This is a genomic window from Congregibacter variabilis (assembly GCF_045689235.1).
Classification (GTDB): Bacteria; Pseudomonadota; Gammaproteobacteria; order Pseudomonadales; family Halieaceae; genus Congregibacter; species Congregibacter variabilis.
Genome location: NZ_CP136864.1, coordinates 2159991 through 2183940, shown reverse-complemented (window position 1 = coordinate 2183940; position 23950 = coordinate 2159991). Strand labels below are relative to the sequence as shown.

Below are 23950 nucleotides of genomic sequence, written 5' to 3'. Positions count from 1 at the left end.
AAACCTAGGGAGAGGGCGTACGCTCGTCCATTTCCATAAGCGCCGCCTCCCAGTGCTCAATATCTGAGCCCAGGGCGTTGAGCACCTCGAATCCGGCAATCCAGCTGCCGGGGTGCTCTTTATCCCGCATTCGCCAGCGCACCTGCCCGACCAGATAGAAAGGTTCATTCTCGCCGGGCAGCTCAACGCCAATCTGAAGAATAGCACCCACAGTTACTGACTCATCCAAACGTACTCGCAGGCCACTGTGAGACACATCCAGGGTATCGCAGCGAGCTACCTTGCCGGGTCCAATGCTTCCGGGAGGCGGTGACTCGATCTCGATAAATACACGAGACGCGACCGGAAGTCGGAAAAAGCGTCGATGGTCTTTACCAGTCATTCTCCCTCCTCCCGAGCTCGCTCAACTTCGTCGCGGAAGTAGGAACGAGTTTCAAGGATATCCACGAGGCCTTGATCCATGAGCGCGCGCAGCTCCGAGCGGCTGAGTTCCCGCATGGCAATGCCTTTGCGATTCACGAAGATGTAGTTGTCACGCCGTGGGTCAAAGACCGCGAGCTTTGCCATGATGGGGGTCTCTCCATCATGAAATCCAAGCCAGGCCCCCATGGGGACATCTACCTCGCGCGGCGCACTGGCTTGTTCCGGCGCTGGGGGCGCTGGCGCGAGTGTCGGAGCCGGCGGAGGCACTGCGGCGGGCGCGGGAGCCGGTGCAGCCGCCTGAATTGGGGCAGGCGGGGGTGGTGCAGATTGAGGTGGCGCAGCGGGCGGCTGATACGGCGTCGGCTGATACGGCGGCTGATAGGGTGGCGCGGGCGGTGGTGGCTCAGGCGCCGGAGGAGGCGGCGGTTCCTGGGCGGAGTCGTTCTGAATTGGCTGCTCGATTCTTGCGGCCCCTTCACCTGTGGGGCTCTCCTGGGGCGCGTTGTTGACTGGTGATTCGGGCTCATCCAGATCCAGAGTCAGCTCTGTCTCGGCCCCCACCGGAGGTGTCAGTACCGGATCGAATTCCTCGGTATCGCTAAGATCGGGTAGCTCGGCGGACCACACTTCGGCTTCTGCGGTATCAACGAAGTTGGAGCTATCAAACACAGCTTCCGACTCTTCTGGAAGTTCTTGTGAGAGCTCTTGTGAGGGTGCTTCCAAGAATTCTTCGTTAGGCCGAAGGCTCTCGACGTCTGGCGCTTCGCTGTCCTGCGGCTCAGCTTCTGAATGCGTTGACGAAGCATCACTGTGACCCCGACGGTCTTCGTCGTGAGTACGACGATCTTCGTGGGTACGACGATCATCGTGGTGTCGTTTATCATCCTGCGAGTGATGCACATCTTCGCGAGGTCGATAACCCGGATCCATCAACTGCCTGAGCTGATCTTCGTTGTTGATCCCCGCCGCAGCGGCGAGGCTCAGGCTGAACGTCTCCTGGTTGGGTAGGGGTAGCGAAAAGCCATCACTGATCCGCTGGCTGAAAGCTCGTCGGGAGAGGTCCAGAGCTTTAAGGCCCACAAAGTTGGTAAAGAGCAGGTGCTGCCCGTTTTCGAGCTGCAACACCAGCTGAGCGCGGAGTTCACCCTCATCATCTTCAAACTGATACCAGTCTCCATTACTGAAGCTATCGTCAGCGATGGCATTTTCATCAGCTGTTTCTTCTTCCAAAGCAATCGCAGGGATATTAACCAACTGAAGCTTCTGGCCATGCTGTATGCGCAAGTGGGCATACTCCACCAAGCCAATAGCACTGTCGGTGGCGTCGCTGTCGTGTTCAAGACTCAAGAGCCAGCGGCGTAGCTCCCCCGGCAGATGCCTGAGGATCTGCTCCTGACGATCTCGTGAGGCATCACCTGCATCCTCTGGCGTTTGCACCGACTCCATAAGATGAAGTGTTGCGCGGCACATTTGTTGCCATTCCCGGGAGTCGGCGCCATGTTTGACCAGCACCAGCTGAGCGCTGTCGTACCAGGGCCCCTTGAGAAATTCGCCAATGGCTGCGGGCAGCTCGTATTGCTCTAAGCCGGCGTTGATGTCTCGGGCCGCGTCGCGCCGGGCCGACAGTGTCTTGAGGCGTGCCTCTTCGGTCTCTGCCAGGCGTTGCACCATACGCTGCGCCCTGGCCGCATCGCGTTCATTGGCTGCGAGCAATTCCTGCGTGATTGCCGCAATATCGATTCGGTCGTTACTGAACCAATCAAGGGCTTTCTCTACGGCCCGCTGAATGCGCTGCTCGAGCATTTGGCCTGCACGATCCAGGCGCATCTGCCAGCCCACAGCGCCATTTTGCAAGGCATCGAGGAGGCGGTGCAGCGGATGCAAGCCCGGCGTATAAAAGGCGTCATCTTTAAGAGCCATGGCGATAGCCAAAGGCAGTAACCGATGAATATGATCTCTTAGCGGCTGCTCAAGGGGGTAGTGTTCTTCCCACTCATCAAAAGCCTCGCAAATCCACGTCAGTATGGCCTGATCCTCGGGTCGAAGATGCGGTTTGCGATTCTCTTTGGCGGCGCGGCGTTTGATGGTCGCCAGTGGTGAATTATCGGTATCCTTGCTCTTGGCAAGATAGCCAATAACCGTTTCCCGGGAGAGCGAGTCCGTAGATAAGGCCACATCCTGGGGAGACAGTTCCGCTGTTACCTTCTCCTTGAGGGAGCATGGAAGCGGAATATGATCGGGAGAGAGGGGCATATCGCGCCGCTGGACCGGCCGCGCTGCTACCGCAAACTCTTGAGCAGTTGGTCGACGACGCGCTCAAGCTGTTGCAGGTTGCTGCACGGTGCACAGTAATGGCAGGCAGTTTGGTAGCGCAGCATTTCTGAATCACCCGTGCCCCAGGCGCGCCGGGACTCCGGATTCAGCCAAATCACTTGTTTGCTACGCTGGTAAATGCTCTGCATGATCTCCAGCTCAGGGTTCCCTCGGTTGTTACGCGCATCTCCGAGAATGATAACCGATGTGCTGCTGTTGATGTCATCCAGCGCTAGTTGAGCAAAGTCCCTAAAACTGCTGCCATAATCCGTCGCGCCGCCATAACGCCAATTGGCCAGCTCGATGGCTCTCTCCAGAGACTCTTCCTTGAACAGATCACTGATTTCTCCCAAATGACTGGAGAAAGCAAAACTACGGGTCCGTGGCAGCACATCCTGAAGACTGTAAAGGAACATGAGTAGAAAGCTGGCATAGGCGGCCACGGATCCACTGACATCGCAGATGGCAAGGATTTGGGCTTTGTCGCGTTTTCGCGAGCGCCAGTGGGTTTTAAACAGAATGCCATCGTGAGCCATACCGCCGCGGAGCGTCTTGCCCATATTGAGCTGGCCCCGTTTTACCGGCTGCCGCCGCGCGCTGTGGCGACTTGCCAGGCGTCGGGCCATGCGTCGCACTTGCTCCTGCACCCGGTCACGATGGCGCCGATCAATGTTCGAAAGGCGCGTCTTGCTGAGGATTTCCTCCATGAAGGCACTATTATGGCCTTCGGCATTCAGCAGGTACTGCTGCTCCACAAAGTCCCGAACTTGCTCCCGGAGCACATCCCGGTAGCGTCGGAGGGTGTCAATCGCCGGAGAATCCAGTCGCTCCAGCTCAATCACGGCATCGCGGATAAGATCTTCACCGAGGGAATCAAGAATTCGGCGCGTGTATTGTCCTTTTTGGGTGAACAGCCGGATCTTGCTCAAGCCTGCTTCCTGGCCAGCACGGCGCATGGCGGTACTGAGCGTGCCTCTTTGGTTCTCCAGCAGTGCCGGGAGCAGTTCTCCTTCCAGAAGCTCTTTCAGCGCTGGTGAGCTATCGGCTGCCGCGGCAAGCTCTGCGGCGTCATCAACGGCGCTTCCAGCGCCAGCCTGACCCGCACCACTGCCGCCGGCGGCCGATTCAGGGCTTTCGGGCGATGGGGCATCAGAGTCATCGCTGCCGTCGCCCGCCGGCTCGGAGTCACTCTCGCCGTCCTCGTTGGCAGCACTGCTAAAGTCCGCAGCCTGTTGGTCAAAGAACTGATCAAAGCAGTACAAAAAGGTGTGTTCTTCGCGATCACTTTTGGCCAGGGTCATGGCCAGAGTGTCGCGAAGCGTTGCTCGATCGGAGTAGCCCACGACTTCCATGGCCGCAGCGGCATCCAGTGTTTCTGCCGGCGATACCGGCAAAGCATGGCTTCGCAGAATCTCGATAAAGCGTAGCAGACTGGACTGCATTTAAAGTGTGTCCGGTGCCTGCTGTATGGAGCGCAGAAGTGATGCTAATTCGGCTTCTGTGGTCTCGATATCCTGTTCAAACTTCAAGAGGACATTGAGCGTGCTCTGCAGGAGTTCTGGCTCCAACTCGGTGGCGTGCAGCAGTAAAAGGCTGCGTGCCCAGTCGATAGTCTCTGATACGGCGGGCTGTTTCTTGAGATCCAGTTCCCGCACAGCGTGGACAAAGGCCACCAGTTGTTGACGGAGACTGCCTTGTACCTCGGGCACTCTGCTGGCCAAAATGCGCTCTTCCAGATCGATGCTGGGAAACGGTATGTGCAGGTGCAGGCAGCGGCGCTTCAGGGCGTCGGATATGTCCCGGGTGTTGTTGCTGGTGAGAAAGACCAGCGGCGTTGATTTGGCCTTGATGGTGCCAATCTCCGGAATCGATACCTGGTAGTCAGACAGGATCTCCAACAGAAGCGACTCAAATTCATGGTCGGATTTGTCGATCTCATCAATCAGCAGAACGGCCCCATGGGGCTGCTCCATGGCCTGCAGTAATGGCCGTGGCTCGAGAAATTCCTCGGAATAAAACACGTCGCCAAATTGGTGTAAGCGTTCTACGGATTCCGCCAGACCCTGGGCACCATCCAAAAGATCCCCCAGTTTTTCTTTGAGCACCTGGGTGTACAGTAGTTGTTTGCCGTACTTCCATTCGTAAAGCGCCTTGGCTTCGTCCAGACCCTCGTAGCATTGCAGGCGCACCAGCGGCAGCCCCAAAAGGGTGGCCGCGGTTTTTGCGAGCTCTGTTTTACCGACGCCAGGAGGGCCTTCGACTAAAACCGGCTTACGCAGCTGCGCGGCAAGGAATACTGCCGTGGCAATTTTGGGGCTGCAGATATAGCCAAGTTCCGCAAAGCCGGTTTCGATAGTCTCTATCGAGGCAAGTTCTGTTCGTTTTTCCACGGCCCGGGGGCTCTCCCTTAGCTAAGTCGTTGAGGGCTGCTTAGCCGCCCGTCGCATTCATGAAGCGCAGAATCTGTGGCTCTTCGCTGTTATCAAAGTGGTGGCGCTCAGGCTTGATATCCATGGCGCGCTGCAGTGTTTCCTGCAGCTCTTGCATGCTCGTGCCGGGGCTGCGCAGTAGCTCCCGAAGATCTACTGAATGTTCATTGCCAAGGCATAGTAGTAACTGTCCCTCTACGGTGACGCGCACACGATTACACAGATGGCAGAAATTATTGCTATGCGGCGAGATAAAGCCGATGTGACTGCGGCTGCCTTCCAATGCATACATTCTTGCGGGACCCGCCGTTCCGCTGGGGTCTCCCAAGGCTGCAAGGCTGTGATGCTGCTCGATCTGAGATCGCAGCCAGTCGCTGTCAGCCAGGGTTAGGGCCCGATCGTGATCATCGATACGCCCCAGAGGCATTTCTTCGATGAAGGCAAGATCAATATCGCGTTCTTTGACAAAGTTGACCAGATCGAGGACCTCGTCATCGTTATCGCCTCGCATAATGACGGCATTGATCCGCAGGCGTTCGAAGCCTGCAGCGCAGGCTGCGTCGATACCGGCTACAACCTGCTCCAGATGACCTACTCGAGTGATTTGCCTGAATCGCCGGGGCTGCAAACTATCGAGGCTGATGTTGAGGCGTTTTACTCCCGCATCGCTAAGCGGTTGTGCCAGGCGTTGGAGCTGGGAGCCGTTAGTGGTCATTACCAGTTCGTCCAGGCCTTCCATCGCGCCCAGTTGTTCTACCAATTGCATGATGTTGTGCCGTACCAGAGGCTCGCCACCGGTAAGACGGACTTTGCGAACGCCCAGATTCACAAATGCCTGGGCGACTTGTGCCAGCTCTTCGAGAGTCAATATCTCGCTTTTTGGTACGAACTGCATGTCTTCAGCCATGCAGTACACACAGCGAAAGTCACAACGATCTGTCACGGACAGGCGGAGATAGTCGACGCGCCGACCGAAGCGATCGATCAGTGTTGGCGGAGTGTTTTGATGCATGGCGCGCAGTGTACTTCTCTGTGGCGCCCCGACCAAGCGCGCAACACTCTTTACAGTCAGCACTCCCTGAGACACGATGCGCGTCTATGAATTTTCTGTGCTCCTACCCGCCCTGTAACGAAGTAAATGCCTTGAGTGCCTGTCGCTGGAGGATTGTTTGTTGACGATGCGTAGCATCGCGCTTTATGCGGGCCCAATTCTGGCTTTTGCTGCAGCAATGCTGGCGATGGCTGCTGGTCAGTCGCAGTCGGTGGCAGTGGTGCTGGGTGTAGCGATCATATGCATTGTTTGGTGGATTTTTGAGCCCATCGCCATTCCGGTGACATCGCTAATACCTCTTGCGGTATTGCCGTTGGCAGGGGTCTTAACGCCCGCAGAGGTAGGTGAGGCCTATGGCTCACCGCTGATTCTGCTGCTTCTGGGCGGATTTTTGCTCTCCCAGGCAATGGAAAGCAGCGGTGCTCATCGCAGAATCGCTCTGGGAATGATCAATTTGTTTGGTGCCCGCAGCCCTCAGCGGCTGGTGCTCGGTTTTATGGCGGCGGCAGCCGTGCTGAGTATGTGGATATCGAATACCGCTACCACCTTGATGTTGTTGCCCGTAGCGCTGGCGATGCTTGAGGGGTCTAAGGATAGGGAGCGTCTTGCGGTGCCGCTTCTTTTGGGTCTGGCTTATGCCGCAAGTGTCGGCGGTGTGGGCACGCCTATCGGGACTCCACCAAATCTCATCTTTATGCAGGTCTACCAAGAGTACACCGGTATTGAAATGTCATTTACGCGCTGGATGAGCTGGGGCGTGCCGGTAGTGGTGCTGCTTGTGCCCGCAATGGCGTGGTCTCTCACCCGGGGGATTGAACGTAGCGCGAGTCTGGAACTGCCCGTGGTAGGGCCCTGGCGCTCGGAAGAGCGCCGGGTACTGGTGGTATTTGGTTTGACGGCGCTGGCGTGGATTACCCGAAGCGAGCCCTTTGGGGGTTGGAGAGCACTATTGGACCTGCCCCAGGCAAACGATGCTTCCGTGGCGCTGTTGGCAGTAGTACTTATGTGTGTCGTGCCTAATGGCCGCGGTGGGCGCCTTCTCGACTGGGAACAGGCGAGCCGTATTCCCTGGGGTGTCCTTCTGTTGTTTGCTGGAGGCATTTGCCTGGCCAAGGGTTTTGTTGCCTCGGGTTTGAGCGATGTACTGGGTCAGGCGCTGGCGACGTTGACCGGTATGCCGATCATCCTGTTGATTCTGGTGGTGTGTCTGGTTGTGACTTTTATGACAGAGGCGACAAGTAATACCGCGAGCACCACGCTGCTGATGCCGGTGCTGGCCGCCGCTGCCATGGCTGCTGCGCTCCCACCAGAGCTTATTATGGTGCCCGCAGCGATGAGTGCTAGCTGTGCCTTTATGCTGCCCGTGGCTACAGCACCCAATAGTGTTGTATTCGGGTCTGGCCTGATCACCACAACGCGCATGGCGCGCGAGGGACTTATGTTGAATTTTATTGCGGCGGCGGTGATAACCGCGGTCTGTTACACAGTGATGGTCTTGTGACTGCGGGCCTGAGAATTTTGGGGCTGGGATGCATCGTGATGTCTCTGGCTTTGCTGTATCCGGGGATTAGCCAGCCGGTGCTCACCTTAAGCGGAGAACTCGAGAAGTCAGAGCTTGCGGATTTTGGCATCGATCTCATTGCGGGGGAGAGCGACAATACTCAAACCCGGGAAATGCTCAATATGATGGCGCGCATCCTGGGGCTGGATCAGATTGAGGGCCGCGTTGAGGCCTATCGCAGCACGCGATCAATTTTGGGTATGTCTCAGGAGCTGGCGGACAATGGGAACATGCTGGTCGCGGTGATGATCGTCAGCTTCAGTGTGGTAATACCTGTGCTGAAGCTGTTGCTGCAGGCCCTTGCTTTTTCGGTACCGGGCACATTCGGCCAACGACTGCTGGGCATCAATGCCGCTCTGGGTAAGTGGTCCATGGCCGATGTCTTTGTGATGGCGATGCTCATTGCCTTTATGGCTGGACAGGCATCAAACCATGTGGGGGAACTGCTGATAATGGACGCGCAGCTTGAACGGGGATTCTGGTTTTTTCTCGCTTACTGTCTGTTTGCCATAGCGGCTGGCGGACTGCTTAACTGGCTGGCAGCCCGCCAGACATATCAGCCTGTGCGCAGTGACACGGTATAGCCTTCGGCAGGCGAGGCTTGGCCGCGCAGCACCTTCAGGAAGGCCTCCTGCGCCGCAGAATCACCATCAAAATGCCTGATCTTTAACCAGTCGTCTGCGAAACGTCGAAAACCCACAAAACTTGTAGCTATTCGTTTCTCCATCTCGCTCGGACCCCATTCCTGGCTGCGCTTTGCTGCTTGCGCGGGCGCAAAAAAGAGCTCAGGTTTGGGGCCTGGCAGCGCTTCTCCAGCACCCATGGGTCCATCCTGATGCGTGCCACCAACCAGGCAGGCGTAGCGCAACTGATCGCCGTAGTGCTTGTGTATGGCCTTGTTTACCGCTCGGTCACCGGCCATGTCTACGCTTACCGCCGGGATCTGGGCAGGCAGCTTGTCGATGTCCTCATAGGTAAACACCGCATCGTAGCAACCCAGTTCCTCGCAAAATGCTTTGTTGCGCGCCGAGGTGAGTCCCACGCTGCGCAAAGCACCGCGGGTCTGTACCGCCTGAGCCAGCGCAATAGATGTTTTGCTCGAAGCGCTGGTGATCAGGCAGTCTTTTGCCGCATAAAAGTCGTTGTCGAACAAGGCGTCTTCACATAACCAGGACGTGAGATACAGGCCTCGTAGCAGGCTGTCCTGCTCTTCCCGCGCTGGCTCATAGATCGGATTACTGGCCGCGCGCTGGAACTGGGCGTAAATCGGGGCCAGCCCTTCGCGATGTTCGGATATGTCACAGAAGTTGTAGCTGTTGGTCGTGCCTGCGTTGATCAAAAGATGCGTCGACATGGGGAAGAACCCCCAGACGCGCTCCCCGACCTCGACATCAGTGTGCGCACTCTTTAACACCGTGGCATACCCCATGGCCGGTACGCGTCCCCAGGCTTCATCCCCAGTGGGGAAGAAGCGCCAGTAGCCCAGCCGATCGCCTACGTAACAGTAGCTGATGTTGTTGGCGGTGAGCGCAAAGCGGTCGACCTCGAATAACACCTGCCCATCTTCCAGAGTCTCGGGCAGGGCGTCTTCAATCACCCGCAATTGGTCAAAAGCGTCGCGCTTGGTTTCCAGGGTTATTTGCGTGGCCATGATGCGTTTACAGGGCTGCCATAATGTTTTCGGCCGCGCTGACATCAACGCCAGCACCGGGCTCGACATTCAGCACGGTAACCTTGCCGTCTTCGACAATCATTGCGTAGCGCTGGCTTCTCAGGCCCATGCCAAAGCCTCGGCCGTCCAGCTCCAGATCCAGCGCCTTGGTGAAGTCGCCGTTACCGTCTGCGAGCATCATGATGTGCTCGGCGTTCTGTGCTTTTCCCCAGGCATCCATGACAAAGGCGTCGTTAACTGACAGACAGGCGATGGTATCGACGCCTGCAGCCAGGATTTTGTCGGCGTTGACAACATATCCGGGGAGGTGAGTCATGGAGCAGCCTGGGGTAAAAGCGCCGGGCACAGCGAAGAGCACAACTTTCTTGCCGGCAAACAGCTCGTCCGTGCTGATCGGTGCGGGGCCGTTTTCGCCCATAAACTGCAGCGTGCCACTAGGAATTTTGTCTCCAACGGAAATGCTCATCTGTACTCTCCTTGCCTGTGCGTAATATGTGGCCCGATACTGTGTTCCGGGCCGCTTGGATTTTTGAAGTGCGCGCTCTTGGTCAACGTAATCTGGAACGGGCGACGATGGTAGCAGAACATCATGACTGAATGCTGTCCCTTGTGTGGCTCACCGGACCCCCGCTTTTTTCATCGTGATCGTCGCAGAGAATACTTGCGCTGCGATAACTGCGAGCTGGCGTTTGTGTCACCCAAGGACTACGTCTCCAGCGCAGAAGAACTGGCGTATTACCAGCAACATGAAAACCAGCCGGACGATCCGGGCTACCGACGGTTTTTGTCAAGGCTCGCGGATCCGCTTTGCGAGCGATTGGCAGCGCAGAGCGTCGGCATGGACTTTGGGTGTGGCCCGGGGCCAGCGCTGGCAGCGATGCTCACCGAAGCCGGGCACTGTATGTCTCTGTACGACCACTTTTTCTTTGATGATCCGGCGGTGCTGCAGGGGTCTTACGATTTCATTACTGCGACGGAGGTGGTGGAGCATTTGCACCGCCCCGGCGATGTTCTGGAGCGGCTGTGGCGCTTATTGCTGCCGGGCGGCTACTTGGCTGTGATGACAAAGCTTGTGCAAAGCCAGGAAGCCTTTGCACGGTGGCACTATATTCGGGATCCGACCCATGTGTGCTTCTTTAGCCGCCAGACCTGGACGTGGTGGGCGGATTGTCATCATGCCCGCGTGGACTTTGTCGGTGCCGATGTCATCCTTCTGCAGAAAGATCTTGGCAGCGCTGAAGCTAAGGTACCGGTTTAGCTATCAGCGGCTTTAAGCATGCCATCAAAAATGACTTCACATTCCCGGTAAAAATCAATTTGCTCTTCGCCCAGATAGGGAGCGATCATCGTGAGTAGTTGAAAAACGCCCTGGTGAATACAGCGCTGGGAATCACTCTCGTCGTGAAGAAGTCGGTCGTAGTTCAGCCAATAAGTCAGCTGCAAAGTCATATTCTCTACCAGAGCATCCATTTGCAACGTGGTTACCGGGTTTTGTGATTGTTCAAACAAGCTGCTGATGATGGCTTTTAAGGCTGCGCGTTTTTGCGCGAGAATCCTGCGAAAACCACGCACGAGCTTAGGGTAGCGTCGCATCAGATCATCGAGGTTGTGGTAGAGAAACCGGTATTGGTAAAGCTCCTCAAGCACCACGTATAAGTAGTACCAATTGTCCTCGATGCGACCCTTATGCTCATGGAGCGGTTGCTCCACGGGTGCTCTGAGCGTTTGTCCCAATGCCAGCTGAAACTGCTCAAACAACTCGGCAATGATCTGGTCCTTGCCTTTGAAGTGGTAGTAGAGGTTTCCCGGGCTGATGTCGAGCTCAGCCGCGATATCTATCGTCGTCGCATGGGCCTCGCCTTCGTCATTAAACAGGCGAAGGCTTGTGTCGAGGATTCGGTCTCGGGTTTTCACCGCCGATCAGAGGGTTCTTAACTGCTTTTTCGTCGCGCGGGAGCCTTTTTGGCGACTTGGGGCTTTTTCTTTGCCGGAGCCTTTTTGGCGGCGGACTTTTTGGCGCGGGCAGGGGCTTTTTTCTTTCGCGCGGGAGCTTTGCGCGAGGGCTTTAAGCTGCCGCTGGCGCTTAGCGCATCGGTGAGTGCGTCTACGCGGTTGGCAAGTCGATCAATTTTTTCGTGGAGCGCGAGAAGATCCTCGCCTCGGGCGGGGCGCTGTAAGTTGAAGTTTTCACGGACACGATTGATGCGGTCTTCCACGGAGTTGCGCGCTGCAGAGCCAGCTTCGATGGCATCGCGTGCCTCATCTTCCAGAGCTGCGCCTGCCTTGACCAACTCACGAAAGAGTTTGGGGGGTTCAACTCCGGCTTTTTCCAGACGTCCCTGGGCTTCATCCACCGCGCGGCCATAAGCGCCAACCCCGGCCAACCATATATTTTTCGCGATCTCGCCGGCTTTGTCCGTAACTTTGTTCTTATCGTCTGCCATCGTGTTTCCTCTGCGTTAGTGCCTTCCGACCGCTACAGTGGTCTCAGTCAGCGCGAGCGCTGTGTGTGACCGATAGGCTGTGTGTTGCGGGCGATAGGCATTGTTCTGACCTGCCGGGTCAGTCTAGCAGACAAATTCGACGCAAATAAAAGCGGCATAGAGGATTAACGGGATCCTCTTTGCTGCCCCTAGACTTCATAGAACTATTTGGCGGTTCGGCCCCACTGATCCCTTGAGTCGGCGAGACAGACGGCAGTCCTCTGAGCTGCTCGCGCATCTCCAGAAAAGCCTTAGCACTGCCAGACGCGCTCGACGGCCGCTCACAGGACTGCCGCCCGCCTCACCTGGTCAGTGCTACATTCGGGCGCAGCACAGGCTGTGATATGTCCCGATGACGGGTGGCACTTCGGCGCCGTTTTGCTCGAGCGTCCGTCGAGCGCGTTGTTTAAAACTCAGTTGCCGATGGAGATGCGCGAGCAGCTCGAGTAAAGCGGGGTCGAATTGCCCAGAGTGTCTACAAAGTCGGTGGGGTGGAGGGGAAGAAAGACGCCCTCTGGATCAGGCGATGAAGCAAAAAAAAGGGGGTCACAACGTGACCCCCAAAACAATCCCCAGGTCGGGGACAGTGAACCCGTTAGGGCAATTAGGCAGCAGCTTTAAAGCCGACAGAACCTTTGAGCTCAGCAAAACGTGCACGAGCCTTTTCCAGTTGTGCTTCAAGCTTGGCACGGTCCAGAGCCGCAACTTCCAGCTTTGGCAGATCGATATCGTCGATAGCGCTCTTAGCTTGCTTCTCTACTTTCTGGCCACGCTTGACCATGTCGGCGTAGAGCTTGTCAGCTTTCTTGCGACGTGCAGTCAGCTCGGACTCAACAGTTTTGATCTGGCCCTGAAACTGGTCAAACGCCATGCCGTAAAAACCCAGGCTTGCCAGGAATGCATTGCGGCTTGCTTCGGTCACACGACCCTGCAGGCTCACAGTTTTCTTCGCTGCAGTTTTGCGAGCAGCAGTTACTTTGCGTGCTACAGGCTTACGCTTTGCAGTGGTCTTCGCTGCTGTCTTTGCAGTGGTCTTACGCTTGGGTGCTGCTTTTTTGGCTTCAGCCATGATGTTTACTCCTAAATATTAAAAAATATGCAATCAGTTTGTAGATGTTTCGGTGCGCTAGCGCTCCGATTTAACTTTTGTCACGCCTGCATCGCCATCCGGGGGCTGAAGCAGGGAGAATTACAGGAATCATAGATTCTCTCCTTGTTGGCCAGCGCTGCGACATTGCTGCGCTGAACGGTGTCGGCCTTATTGGACTTGCTATCTGGCGTGGCGCTGACTACTCACATCTCCAGAGAGCGACACTGTAGGAGAAATAATTAGAACAAACATACTAATCAGCGCTGCTGTTCTGTGAACTTTTGCACACTTTCGAAACTCGGTGCGAAGGCCCGTATCGCGACTCATGTCTAGGAGGCATACACGAAAACGGGCGCCGAAGCGCCCGTTGATCAGTCGATAGGGTTGCTGAGTCTAGTCGCGAGGCTTGGGTCCTGCAGCCACAATAGCCGCAGAGGCATCAAACTTGACAATGTTGTCCTGAAACAGCGTTGCAAGCTTGTTGGCCTGGGCATCGTAGGCCGCGCTATCACCCCAGTTCTGTCGGGGATTCACAAACTTGTGTTCCACGCCCGGGATTTCTGTGGGGAAATCCAGATTGAGTATGTCCAGATGGCCACGAGGGGCATTCAGAAGCGCACCGCTCTCTGCCGCAGCTATAACAGCTCGGGTAACTGGAATGGGGAATCGAGCACCGGAGCCGCCTGCTGCTCCTGAACCGCCGGTCCAGCCCGTATTGACGAGGTACACCTGACTCTCAAATTCGTCGACGCGCTTCATTAGCAGCTCGGCATAATCGCTGGCCGGGCGAGGCATAAAAGGAGCCCCAAAACAGGTTGAGAATGTCGGGTGAATACCGGCCTCTGCACCGACCTCGGTGGAGCCCACACGTGCCGTGTAGCCGCTGAGAAAGTGAAATGCAGCAGCTTCTTTAGACAGGATGGAAACCGGGGGTAACACTCCGGAGACATCGCAGGTCAGAAAGATTACACACTTGGGTTCGCCTGCAGCGTTGGCCATCACCCGTTTTGGGATATGCGCAAGGGGGTAACAACAGCGCCCATTCTCGGTGAGGCTGGTGTCGTCGTAGTCAGCGTGGCGGTGTTCGTCAACGACTACGTTCTCTACGATAGCGCCGAACTTAATGGCATCCCAGATAATGGGCTCGTTCTTCTGGCTCAGGTTGATGGTCTTGGCGTAGCAGCCGCCCTCGAGATTGAATACTGCTCCGCGGGTCCAGCCGTGCTCGTCATCGCCGATGAGATACCGCTCGGGGTCTGCCGACAGTGTGGTCTTGCCGGTGCCTGACAGGCCAAAGAACAGCGTAGTGTCGCCATCTTCGCCGACATTGGCGGAGCAGTGCATGCTCATCACGTCCTTCTCGGGCAGCAAGAAGTTCTGCACTGAGAATACGGATTTCTTCATTTCGCCGCCGTAGCGCATACCTGCAATGAGGATGCGACGCTGAGCAAAGTTTACAATAACCGTTGCTTCAGAGGCCGTGCCGTCACGCTCGGGTTCGCACACGAACTCCGGGACGTTCATGACGGACCACTCCGGCTTGCGACCGGGGTTGTACTCTTCGGGCTTGATGAACATATTGCGCCCGAAAAGACCGTGCCATGCCCACTGCGTAGTCACTTGCAGCGGCAGGTAGTGGTCGCTGTGTGCACCAACATGCAGGTGAGAAATGAAGCGATCCTGCTCGCTAAGGTAGGTCTCTACCCGCTCCCAAAGCGCATCGAACTTGCCTGCATCAAAGGGTCGGTTGACGCTGCCCCAGTCGACTGCGTCTTCGCAGCTGGGCTCCCGAACAATAAATCGGTCTCCGGGAGAGCGGCCGGTGCGCTTGCCCGTTGTGACAAGAAGTGCACCGGTATCGGTAAGGGTGCCTTCGCCACGACGCAATGCCTCTTCGATAAAGTCGGCCGGTTGCAGGTCGATGTATTCCCGCGGAGTGGGGTTGCTGGCGCTCATGCAGTGGGATCCTGTGTTGTCATGTCGGAGCGTTGAACTGAGGACTTGCACCACCTGCTGCTCATCACCTATGCGAAGGGCGCAGGGGGTGCTGTCATGCAGATTGGCTGGGTTACCGCTCAGATTGGGGGCCGTATTATGGCGAATAGCACCGTGATTGTGAACCGAATAGAAGTGTTTCAGTTCGCAGTTTTACTCAGTGAATGGCAGCGTCATCGTCTGGGCCCAGGAGTCCCCGAAGGTCCGACTCGCGAAAGCTATAGCGTTGGTTGCAGAATTCACAATCCATAGTGACCGCACCCTGCTCGATCAGGATGTCGCGGATCTCGCTTTCACCGATGGTGGCCAGGGCGGCAAGGGTGCGATCCTGGCTGCAACTGCAGCGAAAACGGACCGGCTCCAGATCAAAAAGACGAATGACTTCTTCGTGATAAAGGCGGTGCAGCAGTGTTGCATCACCCAATTGTATAAGCTCTTGGGGGCTCAGCGTTGCGGCAAGCATGCAGGCGCGATCCCATTGCTCCTGGCGGTTGTCGGCGCTGGTCTCCAGCTGGGGCGGCAGTTGTTGCAGTAACAGCCCTGCTGCACGTTCCCCGTCGCTACTCAGTTGTAAGCGTGTTTGTAACTGCTCGGACTGACTGAAGTAGCTGTCGAGACTGCTTGCCAGGGAGCCTCCGGTAAGCGGCACTATGCCCTGATAGCGCTTGCCGCGCTCGGGTGTCACGGTGAGCACCAACTGTCCGCCTCCCAGCAGGGCTTCAAATGCGTCTGAAGTGGCCGCCTCTGCACCTCTGGCGATGGCGCGAACTGTGAGTTCACTGCTGCATTCGGCCATGATGAGAGGGACCTCCCGGTCACTGCGTGCCTGAACCGTCAGGCTACCTCGGAATTTGAGCGTACTGGCCAGCAATACTGCGGCCACCATGAATTCTCCCAGCAGTCGGCTGACGCCCGGGGGGTAGCTGTGAATGGCGCTAACATCGGTAATCACCTGATCCAGGTGCACAATCTCGCCACGCAGATCCATATCTTCAAAAAGAAAGCGACGTTTGCCGTCGGCGTGACGGATGGCAAAGAGTTCGGTAGCTGTAGTCATGGTGCCTAGTGTAATGCACCAGAAAGCTCGTGCTAGCATGCCGCGGCCTTTCTCTGAGCAGATGTGCAATTTTTAGCATGCAAACCGCATTTCTATACGCCGTAACAGTGGTGATCTGGGGCACCAGTTGGTTTGCTATCAAATACCAGTTGGGGCCGGTGGATCCTCTTGTGTCCATTGCCCATCGCATGGCTCTGGCTGCTGCCTTCTGTGCGGTCCTGACAGTACTCACCCAGGGCTTTGTGCGCGTGAGTCTGCGCAACCACCTGCGGATCTTTTTTCAGGCTCTATGTCTCTTTTCCTGTAACTATTTATTTATTTATGCCGCGACGATGGATTTGTCCTCAGGATTGATTGCGGTGATTTTCTCCACCATGGTCGCTCTGAATGCATTGGGAGGGGCGTTGTTTCTAAAGATGCCTTTGCGTCTACCGGTGATTGTCGGTGGGCTCATGGGTTTGTTGGGCATGGCCGCTCTGTTCTACCCGGAGCTGGAAACACTCAGCTGGTCAGATCCACGATTGCGGGCATTGTCGCTCTGTTTTATGGGTACGCTGTGCGCATCGGCGGGAAACCTGGTGGCCGCCGGTAGCCTGCGCAGAGGGCTTCCGGTTTTGACCTGCAACAGCTGGGGTATGTTTTATGGCGCTTGTACGCTCTACGTGGCCGCGCTATTTCTGAATATACCCATCACGGTGGAGTTACAGCGTGATTACTTACTTTCCCTGGTCTACCTCGCTTTTTTTGCCACGGTGCTGGCCTTCTGGGCATACATCTCGTTGATCGGGCGCATAGGCCCCGATCGCGCCGCCTATACGACCCTGCTGTTTCCTATCGTGGCGCTTTTAGTGTCCAGCGTTCTTGAGGGCTATCTATGGACACTTTGGTCTGCCGCGGGCTTGAGCCTCGTGCTTGCGGGCAATTGGCTGGCCATGCGCGGCGCCCGCAGCTGACCTATACTGGCTAAAACCATGAGGAGTTAGAGTCGCGTGGCAGGATTTCAGATTCGTAAGCCCCACAGCATGGACAAAGCTGAGCTGCGTGATGCCGCCGAAGGCCTGGCGAAGCAGCTTGAGAGTAGCCATGGCGTGCGTGCGCGCTGGGAGGGTGATTCCGTGCGCATCAAAGGGTCTGGCGTAGATGGCCGTCTGACTCTTAGTGATGCCGACGTGTTGGTCAGTGTGGAACTCGGGCTCATGGCGTCGGCGTTTAAGGGCGTATTGCGAAGCGAAGTGCAGCGCTTCCTTGATGAGTACGTATCGTAGGAGCGAACTCGCTCTCGATTCTTTGCAAAATAGCACCGTCCCTCTTTTGATTCCGAACGTGCCCTGTGGGCATGGGTGAGACATTGGTGAGTGTATTTACATGCATACATGTATGTATGTAATATCCGGGAATGCCAATAAATTCCATGCAAAACCATAATCTCAATGACGCTCGAAGCACGGCTACCAGAGCGAGGCTGATCGATAGCACCGTGGATGCTCTGGTGGAGCTGGGCTTTGCAAAAACAAGCGGCGTTGAGGTTTGTCGCAGATCAGGGCTAAGTCGTGGCGCACTGAATCACCACTTCCCCGATTTTGCCGATCTGCTGGTGGAAACGCTGCAGACGCTCTACGCGCGCCTGCTCGATGTGAAGCTCCAAGCCACGCTGGGTCCCCTGGAGCGGGTGGTTCTTGAATCTTACGAGCGGGTGTCACAGCCGTCGTTCAAAGCGGTCATTGAGCTGTGGTTGGCGTCTCGCAATGATCCGGAATTCGGCGGGCGCCTAGCCAGCGCCATTGAGTTGGGGTCGACGTTGTTTTCTCCCCAAGCATTGCTTGCAGGCGTTTCGGGAGTTCGCATCGATGCTGAATGTGAGGCGCTTTATCACACTATTTGTGAGGCTCTGATCGGCATCGGTCTGGGGCGAGCCATCGGAGGTGGCGATGCTATGGATCATGAGCGAAGTGTGCTCGCTGTCTTGCAAAAAATGGCCCGGGACTACGATGTTCAATCCGGCCAGCGATTGTCGGTAACGACAGCTAGCAACTTATAAAAAGCCCTCAGGGCAGGCGGTTAAGTATGGCCAGGAATCAGCAGATTTATTCGGTATGCACCATTTGCGATATCGGCTGCCAACTTCGGGCAGAGACCGAAGACGGCAAGCTCAAGCGCATGATTGCCCATGACAACCCGGCGTTGGCCAGAAACGTTTGTTACAAGGGCACGGCGGCAGCACATATCCACAATCATTCCGATCGGCTTAGCAAGCCGCTGAAACGTGTGGGGGAACGGGGCGATGATCAGTGGGAGGAGATTAGTTACGAGCAGGCAATGAGCGAAATTGCCGAGCGTCTTAAAACTATCGTTGATCAGTATGGTCCCGAGTCTCTTGCGGTCTCGACGTCGGGGTGGAATACCCAGACGACACACAGCATGGATCGTCGCTTTATGAACGCCCTGGGCACGCCTAACTACATTAGCGGTGTTTCTCTGTGCGCGGGCAATACTGCGGCGGTCAACAAGTTCACTTATGGCTGGTTTCCCTTTGCGGATATACCGAACTCCAAATGCATTGTGTTGTTTGGCCATAACCCCCGCAAACACAGCTGGACTCCCATATTTAACATGATCAATCAGGCCCGGGCTAATGGCGCCAAGGTGATTGTGTTGGATCCGCGAGTATCGGAGCAGGCCGAGGTGGCTGATATGCATCTGAGCCTGCGTTCGGGCACTGACGCCGCGATGTGTCTGGGTTGGCTCAACGTGATCATTAATGAAGAGCTGTACGACAAGGAATTTGTGGCTGAGTACACGCTCGGCTTTGAGGAACTGTGCGAGCGGGTGAATGAGTACCCACTGGAGCGCGTTGCACAGATTACCGGCGTTGACGCTAGCTCGATTGCCGAGGCGGCACGACTCTATGCCACGGCCGAGAGCGCCTGCATCCCCTGGACTCCCATTACCGATATGCAGATTTCTTCGACATCAGCAATCAGATTGCAGAGTATTTTGCGGGCCCTTACCGGTAATATTGACGTGCCGGGGGGCGAGGTTTTCAGCGGTTTCGATCCCAACTATATTCCTGAGTCCCGGCTTGGTAACCACGAAATGCTCAGCGCTGAGCAAAAGGCAAAGCAGCTCGGCGCGGACCTGCATCCTGCCTACACCTATCGGGCTCAGGAAATGCTCTCGGAGCATACTGAGCGTGTCTATGGTTACGGCTATGCCGACATTGTCATGGGTTGCTACATGGCCAACCCCAGCGCTACCTTTCGGGCGATGGCAACGGAAAAACCTTATCCGGTAAAAGCGTTTTTTGTTCTGGGCAACAACGCCTTGATGAGCTATCCCAATCAGCATCAAATACTCAAGGCGATGCTTAATCAGGAGCTGATTGTCGTCCACGATATATTCATGACGCCCACGGCTATGTTGGCCGATTACGTGTTGCCGGGTGATGTTTTCAGTGAGCGTAACCACATCTCTGATTACTGGAACTGGAAGCTGGGCATGACCTTGTCCCAGAAGGCTGTGGAGCCACCGCCGGAGGCCAGCAGTACCTTTCAGTTTTGGCGCGATCTTGGGCATAGCTTTGGCTTTGGAGAACTGTTTCCCTGGAACAGTATTGAGGAAGTTCTCGATTACCGACTCTCGCCGTCGGGCAAAACTTTCGCCGAATTTGCTGATGCTAACTACATGTACATAGAGCCGCCCCAGTACCGCAAGTATCGCAAGACCGGGTTTGCCACGCCCTCAGGCAAAGTGGAGCTCAAATCCAGCGTGCTCGAAGAGCTGGGCTTTGATCCATTGCCCTATTATCGAGAGGGGCCGGCAGTGAGTGCTGAATATCCTTACAACGTGTTTACGGGTGTCCGCGAAGATGCCTTTTTTCAGACCGGGCAGCGACAGGTTAAAGTCCTACGGGATCGAATGCCCTCACCCAAACTATTTATGCATCCGTCCGACGCCGAGCGGGAGGGTATCGTCGATCATGACTGGGTGAAGCTGCAAACCAGTACCGGTGAGGTCACTGCCAAGGTTTTAGTCAAGGAATCCATGAAAGCCGGGCATATACGAGTGCCTCATGGATGGTGGTATCCGGAGATGCGGGGCAACGCAAAACTTGCCGGTGCGTTTATCAGTAGTGACGCCGTACTGTGCCCCGATGATCCCGAATTTTTGGATTACGAGCAGGGGATTCCGCACTTCAAGGGCTTCCCCGGGCGTATCGTAAAGTTGGCGGAGCCCCCGGCGGGAATGTCAGAGCAGGTACTGGCGGGGTGAGTGCTATGGCAAGGCTTCAAGAATGGTCTGGCGATGTCCGGCAGCGTCTTTTAACAAAGCTGGCCAACCGGACGTTTAAGAAGGATCCGGGCTTTTGGGATCGGATGGCGACGGTGCTGCTGCGGCGCCTGATAGGGGAGACTCCTCCTGATCCTGAGCTTGATCATCCCGAAATCTAAGACCGATCCCCACCGGTTGGTCGTCAACCTTTTGAGGCTCCTGCGCGGAGCTCTCATCGAGACTATCAAGCACGGACAGGGTTTCTTCAGCAGGCGCTAAGTCGCCCTCGGCATCCTCTGGCGCTCGTGGATCCATATCAAAACTGGTGGGCGCCATATCTGACGCCGCGGCGGAGAAGGGCACTACGTCGTCTACCGTTGCCGTGCGTCCACGTTGACCAAGTACAACCAGGGCTGCGAGCACAGAAAGCCCTGAGCATCCCCAGAATAACCAGCTCGGATCTCCCATCTCCATCAGCTGTCCCAGGGCCAGAGGCGCTAATACCGCTCCGACGGCGTTGAGTAGCAGTACTGAAGTGCCGACCTCCACAAACTCGTGCCTTAGAGAGTTGTCCGCCGCTGTAGCCAGTGCCATGGAGTAGATCGGCATGGTCGTAGCGCCAAAAAAGAAAATAGCGCCAAGCAGCATCTCGGTGGTCGTCGCCAGAGCTACGCTGGCGCTGCTCAGCGCTGCCAGACATACCAGTAACAGCATGGTGTTTTGCCGACCCACGCGATCAGACAGCCAGCCAAAGGGATATTGCAGCAGTGCACCACCGAAAATGGCCGCAGACATAAACAGTGTCGTTTCGGAAAGGCTGTCCAGGCTGCGCCTTGCAAAAACGGCTCCCAGGGTCCAGAAAGCCCCGGTCACCGCCCCGGACAGGAGCGCGCCGGTGACCGCCAGCGGTGAACGCGAAAGCAGTAAGCGAATGCGTGTACGGGTGGACTCGATGGGTGCTGGCGCAAGTTTGCGCGTCATACTCACGGGGATTGTAGACAGGGCAATGATCGCCGCGAGCACCATAAACGGTGTGGAGCTGGCGATCGGCGATGCGTTGATCAGCTGTTGTCCGAGCGCCATAGAAATGAGAACCAGAAAGGTGTAGATCGAGAGCACCTGCCCCCGGTTTTCCTCGGTGGCCTGATCGTTGAGCCAGCTCTCGATAACACTGTAAAGACCGCAGATAAAAAAGCCGATGGCAAACCGCAGCCCAGCCCAGATCCACCAGTCGTCGCTCAATCCAAGAACCAGGAGCACGCTGGTCATGGCGCTGGCCAGCACCGCAAAACTCCGTATGTGACCGGCCCGCGCAATGAGTCGCGGTACCACCAGGCAGCCGGCAATAAAACCCAGAAAGTACGCCGAGCCTCCCAGAGCAATCTGTAGGTCACTATGGCCAAGTGCTGCAGCTCGCAGGGGCAATAGGGTTAACTGCATGCCGTGGCCCACTAGCAATAAGGCGACCGAAAGTAATAATGATGTCAGGGTAAGGAGTGCAGCCATGCTTTAAGAACTACCGAGAAGGTGAATATCAGCTAAAGGATTCGGGTTATCGAGTTGGCGCTGAAAATCATCTGCCAACTCCTTGCTGCGTTCGATGCAGGCCTGCCAATAGCGTAGCCTTTCTTTTGGTTGCATGCGCGTAAAATCGCTGCGATCGGGAATTTTCCCGTCCGGTAACGAGGCGATGAAATCTTCGCTTGGGCAGATAAGTATCAAATTGTCTGCGACCGGCGAACGCTGGCGACGCCAGGGCAAAAATTTGTCGAACCATCCCGTGGTCAGGTCGCCGCGAAAATGCGGGTACAAAATAAGCGGCTGCAGTGCCAGCGCCTTGAGATCAAAATGATAGTCAATGATCCCGCCGTCCCAGTAGTGGCCAGGGGGAGCCTGGGGAATATCGCGCTCTCCGGCGAGTAAAAAGGGAATCGAGCCACTGGCATGCAGAGCTCTGGCAACCGTGTCGGGCTGCAAAGTAATCTGAGCGCTGTTGAAATCCTCAAAAGGCAGAGGGGGCGCTGCTGCACTGGTAAACATGACTCGCTGGAACTGCGAGGCCAGCAGATTTCGATGTAAGCTGTTGGCGATGGCGGCGCTGCCCATACCCAGAGCGAGCCCCGCGCGGTGCCCAGAGGAGTTCAGACCCCGGCCTCTTGCGGTGACCACGTAGCTGTGCAGCAGCGGGTGATTGATCAGTGAGCTTGCCCCGCTGTCTCCAAAAATATGCTCCAGCATTGCGATACTTGCAGCGCTGATTTCATGAATATCCGGGCGTTCGCTGTAATCCCAGTTCACATAAATGTCTTCAAAGCGATCCAGCGCTGCAACCGCATCTTTTTGCGCCAGACAGGCGTGACGCCAGGAGCCAATGGAGGACCCTACGGCCTGCAGGGCCTGGGTTCGACCGCGCATAAGAAAACCGCCAAAGAGAAGCCTGTCGAGATGGCCGAGGATCAACCATTTGGGGCCACCGGAAGCACCCAGCAGTAGCGAAATGTCCTGCCCGGCCCAGCCCTGATCGGCAATCCGGCGCGCCGCATTGCGGCCCAGAAAAATACTGAGCGGACGAGCGCTCATGGGGACTCCTGTAAGGCTGCGCTGCGCACAGCGCCGGGCGTGTTGCCGGTCCAGCGACGATAAGCACGGCGAAAGTTGGAGGGATCATTGAAGCCCAGTTGATAGGCGATACTGGCGATGGGCAGTCGACGTTCACGAAGATAACGGGTCGCGTGCTCCGCTCGCACCTGGTCCAGAAGTTCCTGGAAGCCTAGCCCTTCGTCCATCAGCCGACGACGGTAGGTGCGAGGGCTCATATTAAGCATCGCGGCCACCTGAGGCATTTTGGGGTATTGCCCCTCGAGTTTTCTCAGAAGGCTGAGCGTTTGTTCGGGAATGTTCGCGCTGTCACTGAGGTCTGCGAGGAGTCTTGCGCACTCGGCTTCATACAGTTGTCTTAGTGCCGGGTTGGAGCTGGGTAGTTCGGTGTTGAGTAATTCTGAGGGAAAGCTCCAGGTCGCGCGGTCACAATCAAAATGCAGGTCATTGCCGAGTATCTCCTGGTACACCGCTAGATACTCGGGTTTGGGGTAGGGGAACTCAAAGCGCAGGGGAAATTGCTTGTCGCCCAGTAAACCGCTCAAGGTATTACGCATGGCCGCAGCGATGCATTCCAGACCAAAGGTGAGAGGAAGATAGGCCTCCGTATTGGGCGAACTAATACTCAGCCGGTCACTGCCATAGTGAAACTCCAGAACAAGATCGGGAGCCAGCAGATGATAGTAGCGCTCAAATAGCTGGATAACCTCAGCGAGGTTTCGACAGGTCATAAAGGCCTGCCCCAGAACGGCGTGAGCACTCAGGTTCAATCGTTTACCCAGGCGCAGGCCAAGGGCCGGATCGCCGGTGAGGCGCAGGGTGTTGTCTACAAGCGTTCGAAAATCGTCATCTCTGACGCGGGCTCCAATCTCTTGCATACCTACGCCAGCTAGAGAGCAGCCACGCAGTAGTTCGTCCTGATCGACCCCGGCTTCAACGGCGAGGTCGATAAGAATAAGTACGTAGGGTGCGGGTGTGCTGCTACTCATACCTTGATTTGGCCACAAAT

22 protein-coding genes are annotated in these 23950 nt (G+C 56.4%); 7 read left to right on the top strand and 15 right to left on the bottom strand.

Annotated elements, in window-relative coordinates:
- Window positions 1-4: 4 nt before the first annotated feature.
- The 5 genes from R0135_RS09605 to moaA are packed head-to-tail and all read right to left on the bottom strand — an operon-like array spanning window position 5 to window position 6177.
- Window positions 5-382, bottom strand: a complete 378-nt coding sequence (locus R0135_RS09605; RefSeq protein ID WP_407346600.1) for a PilZ domain-containing protein — start codon at window positions 380-382, stop codon at window positions 5-7.
- The gene (locus R0135_RS09600; RefSeq protein ID WP_407346599.1) at window positions 379-2676 is read right to left on the bottom strand and encodes a DUF1631 family protein; all 2298 of its coding nucleotides are present in this window, start codon (window positions 2674-2676) and stop codon (window positions 379-381) included. Before R0135_RS09600 ends, R0135_RS09605 begins: the two co-directional genes overlap by 4 nt.
- A gap of 26 nt (window positions 2677-2702) precedes the next feature.
- Window positions 2703-4178 carry a VWA domain-containing protein gene (locus tag R0135_RS09595; RefSeq protein ID WP_407346598.1) on the bottom strand — a complete coding sequence of 492 codons (1476 nt, stop codon included), beginning with the start codon at window positions 4176-4178 and terminating at the stop codon, window positions 2703-2705.
- Window positions 4179-5126: an AAA family ATPase gene (locus tag R0135_RS09590; RefSeq protein ID WP_407346597.1), complete on the bottom strand. Its 948-nt coding sequence runs from the start codon at window positions 5124-5126 to the stop codon at window positions 4179-4181.
- Window positions 5127-5166: 40 nt separating this feature from the next.
- Window positions 5167-6177, bottom strand: a complete 1011-nt coding sequence (gene moaA, locus R0135_RS09585) for a GTP 3',8-cyclase MoaA (RefSeq protein ID WP_407346596.1) — start codon at window positions 6175-6177, stop codon at window positions 5167-5169.
- A gap of 166 nt (window positions 6178-6343) precedes the next feature.
- Here moaA and R0135_RS09580 point away from each other — a divergent pair, with 166 nt between their 5' ends.
- Both R0135_RS09580 and R0135_RS09575 read left to right on the top strand, forming a co-directional pair.
- A complete protein-coding gene (locus tag R0135_RS09580) occupies window positions 6344-7717 on the top strand; it encodes an SLC13 family permease (protein WP_407349903.1) in 1374 nt (457 codons plus the stop codon).
- Window positions 7714-8361 carry a paraquat-inducible protein A gene (locus R0135_RS09575; RefSeq protein ID WP_407346595.1) on the top strand — a complete coding sequence of 216 codons (648 nt, stop codon included), beginning with the start codon at window positions 7714-7716 and terminating at the stop codon, window positions 8359-8361. The genes R0135_RS09580 and R0135_RS09575 overlap by 4 nt, the downstream gene beginning before the upstream one ends.
- On the opposite strand, the gene R0135_RS09570 is transcribed toward R0135_RS09575, so the two are convergent.
- Together R0135_RS09570 and R0135_RS09565 are read right to left on the bottom strand one after the other, a co-directional pair.
- Window positions 8334-9428 carry a DUF2855 family protein gene (locus R0135_RS09570; protein ID WP_407346594.1) on the bottom strand — a complete coding sequence of 365 codons (1095 nt, stop codon included), beginning with the start codon at window positions 9426-9428 and terminating at the stop codon, window positions 8334-8336. The genes R0135_RS09575 and R0135_RS09570 overlap by 28 nt on opposite strands.
- Window positions 9429-9435: 7 nt before the next feature.
- Window positions 9436-9915, bottom strand: coding sequence for a peroxiredoxin (locus R0135_RS09565; RefSeq protein ID WP_407346593.1), 480 nt, complete (start codon window positions 9913-9915; stop codon window positions 9436-9438).
- Between the two features lie 123 nt (window positions 9916-10038).
- On the opposite strand from R0135_RS09565, the gene R0135_RS09560 reads away from it, so the two are divergent.
- A complete protein-coding gene (locus R0135_RS09560; protein ID WP_407346592.1) occupies window positions 10039-10707 on the top strand; it encodes a class I SAM-dependent methyltransferase in 669 nt (222 codons plus the stop codon).
- Here R0135_RS09560 and R0135_RS09555 read toward each other — a convergent pair.
- The 5 genes from R0135_RS09555 to hslO all read right to left on the bottom strand — a co-directional run bounded on the left by R0135_RS09555 (window position 10704) and on the right by hslO (window position 16113).
- Window positions 10704-11363: a TetR/AcrR family transcriptional regulator gene (locus tag R0135_RS09555; RefSeq protein ID WP_407346591.1), complete on the bottom strand. Its 660-nt coding sequence runs from the start codon at window positions 11361-11363 to the stop codon at window positions 10704-10706. The two genes, R0135_RS09560 and R0135_RS09555, sit on opposite strands and share 4 nt — an antisense overlap.
- A gap of 17 nt (window positions 11364-11380) precedes the next feature.
- The gene (locus tag R0135_RS09550; protein ID WP_407346590.1) at window positions 11381-11893 is read right to left on the bottom strand and encodes a phasin family protein; all 513 of its coding nucleotides are present in this window, start codon (window positions 11891-11893) and stop codon (window positions 11381-11383) included.
- Window positions 11894-12536: 643 nt separating this feature from the next.
- Entirely contained in the window at window positions 12537-13001 is a 465-nt protein-coding gene (locus R0135_RS09545; RefSeq protein ID WP_407346589.1) for a hypothetical protein, read from the bottom strand.
- A 414-nt stretch (window positions 13002-13415) separates the two neighbouring features.
- Window positions 13416-14978 (bottom strand): phosphoenolpyruvate carboxykinase, encoded by a 1563-nt coding sequence (locus R0135_RS09540; protein ID WP_407346588.1) that lies wholly within the window; start codon window positions 14976-14978, stop codon window positions 13416-13418.
- Window positions 14979-15174: 196 nt separating this feature from the next.
- Entirely contained in the window at window positions 15175-16113 is a 939-nt protein-coding gene (gene hslO, locus R0135_RS09535; RefSeq protein ID WP_407346587.1) for an Hsp33 family molecular chaperone HslO, read from the bottom strand.
- Between the two features lie 38 nt (window positions 16114-16151).
- Between hslO and R0135_RS09530 the strand changes: the two genes are divergently transcribed.
- The 4 genes from R0135_RS09530 to R0135_RS09515 all read left to right on the top strand — a co-directional run bounded on the left by R0135_RS09530 (window position 16152) and on the right by R0135_RS09515 (window position 20343).
- Complete coding sequence (locus tag R0135_RS09530) at window positions 16152-17027, top strand: DMT family transporter (RefSeq protein WP_407346586.1); 876 nt, start codon at window positions 16152-16154, stop codon at window positions 17025-17027.
- Between the two features lie 36 nt (window positions 17028-17063).
- A complete protein-coding gene (locus tag R0135_RS09525; RefSeq protein ID WP_407346585.1) occupies window positions 17064-17339 on the top strand; it encodes a polyhydroxyalkanoic acid system family protein in 276 nt (91 codons plus the stop codon).
- A 146-nt stretch (window positions 17340-17485) separates the two neighbouring features.
- Entirely contained in the window at window positions 17486-18112 is a 627-nt protein-coding gene (locus R0135_RS09520; protein ID WP_407346584.1) for a TetR/AcrR family transcriptional regulator, read from the top strand.
- A gap of 26 nt (window positions 18113-18138) precedes the next feature.
- Window positions 18139-20343: a molybdopterin-dependent oxidoreductase gene (locus tag R0135_RS09515; RefSeq protein WP_407346583.1), complete on the top strand. Its 2205-nt coding sequence runs from the start codon at window positions 18139-18141 to the stop codon at window positions 20341-20343.
- A 75-nt stretch (window positions 20344-20418) separates the two neighbouring features.
- On the opposite strand, the gene R0135_RS09510 is transcribed toward R0135_RS09515, so the two are convergent.
- The 3 genes from R0135_RS09510 to R0135_RS09500 are packed head-to-tail and all read right to left on the bottom strand — an operon-like array spanning window position 20419 to window position 23930.
- Window positions 20419-21849 carry an MFS transporter gene (locus R0135_RS09510; RefSeq protein WP_407346582.1) on the bottom strand — a complete coding sequence of 477 codons (1431 nt, stop codon included), beginning with the start codon at window positions 21847-21849 and terminating at the stop codon, window positions 20419-20421.
- Window positions 21850-21852: 3 nt separating this feature from the next.
- Window positions 21853-22923 carry a patatin-like phospholipase family protein gene (locus tag R0135_RS09505; RefSeq protein ID WP_407346580.1) on the bottom strand — a complete coding sequence of 357 codons (1071 nt, stop codon included), beginning with the start codon at window positions 22921-22923 and terminating at the stop codon, window positions 21853-21855.
- The gene (locus tag R0135_RS09500; protein WP_407346579.1) at window positions 22920-23930 is read right to left on the bottom strand and encodes an AraC family transcriptional regulator; all 1011 of its coding nucleotides are present in this window, start codon (window positions 23928-23930) and stop codon (window positions 22920-22922) included. The genes R0135_RS09505 and R0135_RS09500 overlap by 4 nt, the downstream gene beginning before the upstream one ends.
- Window positions 23931-23950: the final 20 nt, after the last annotated feature.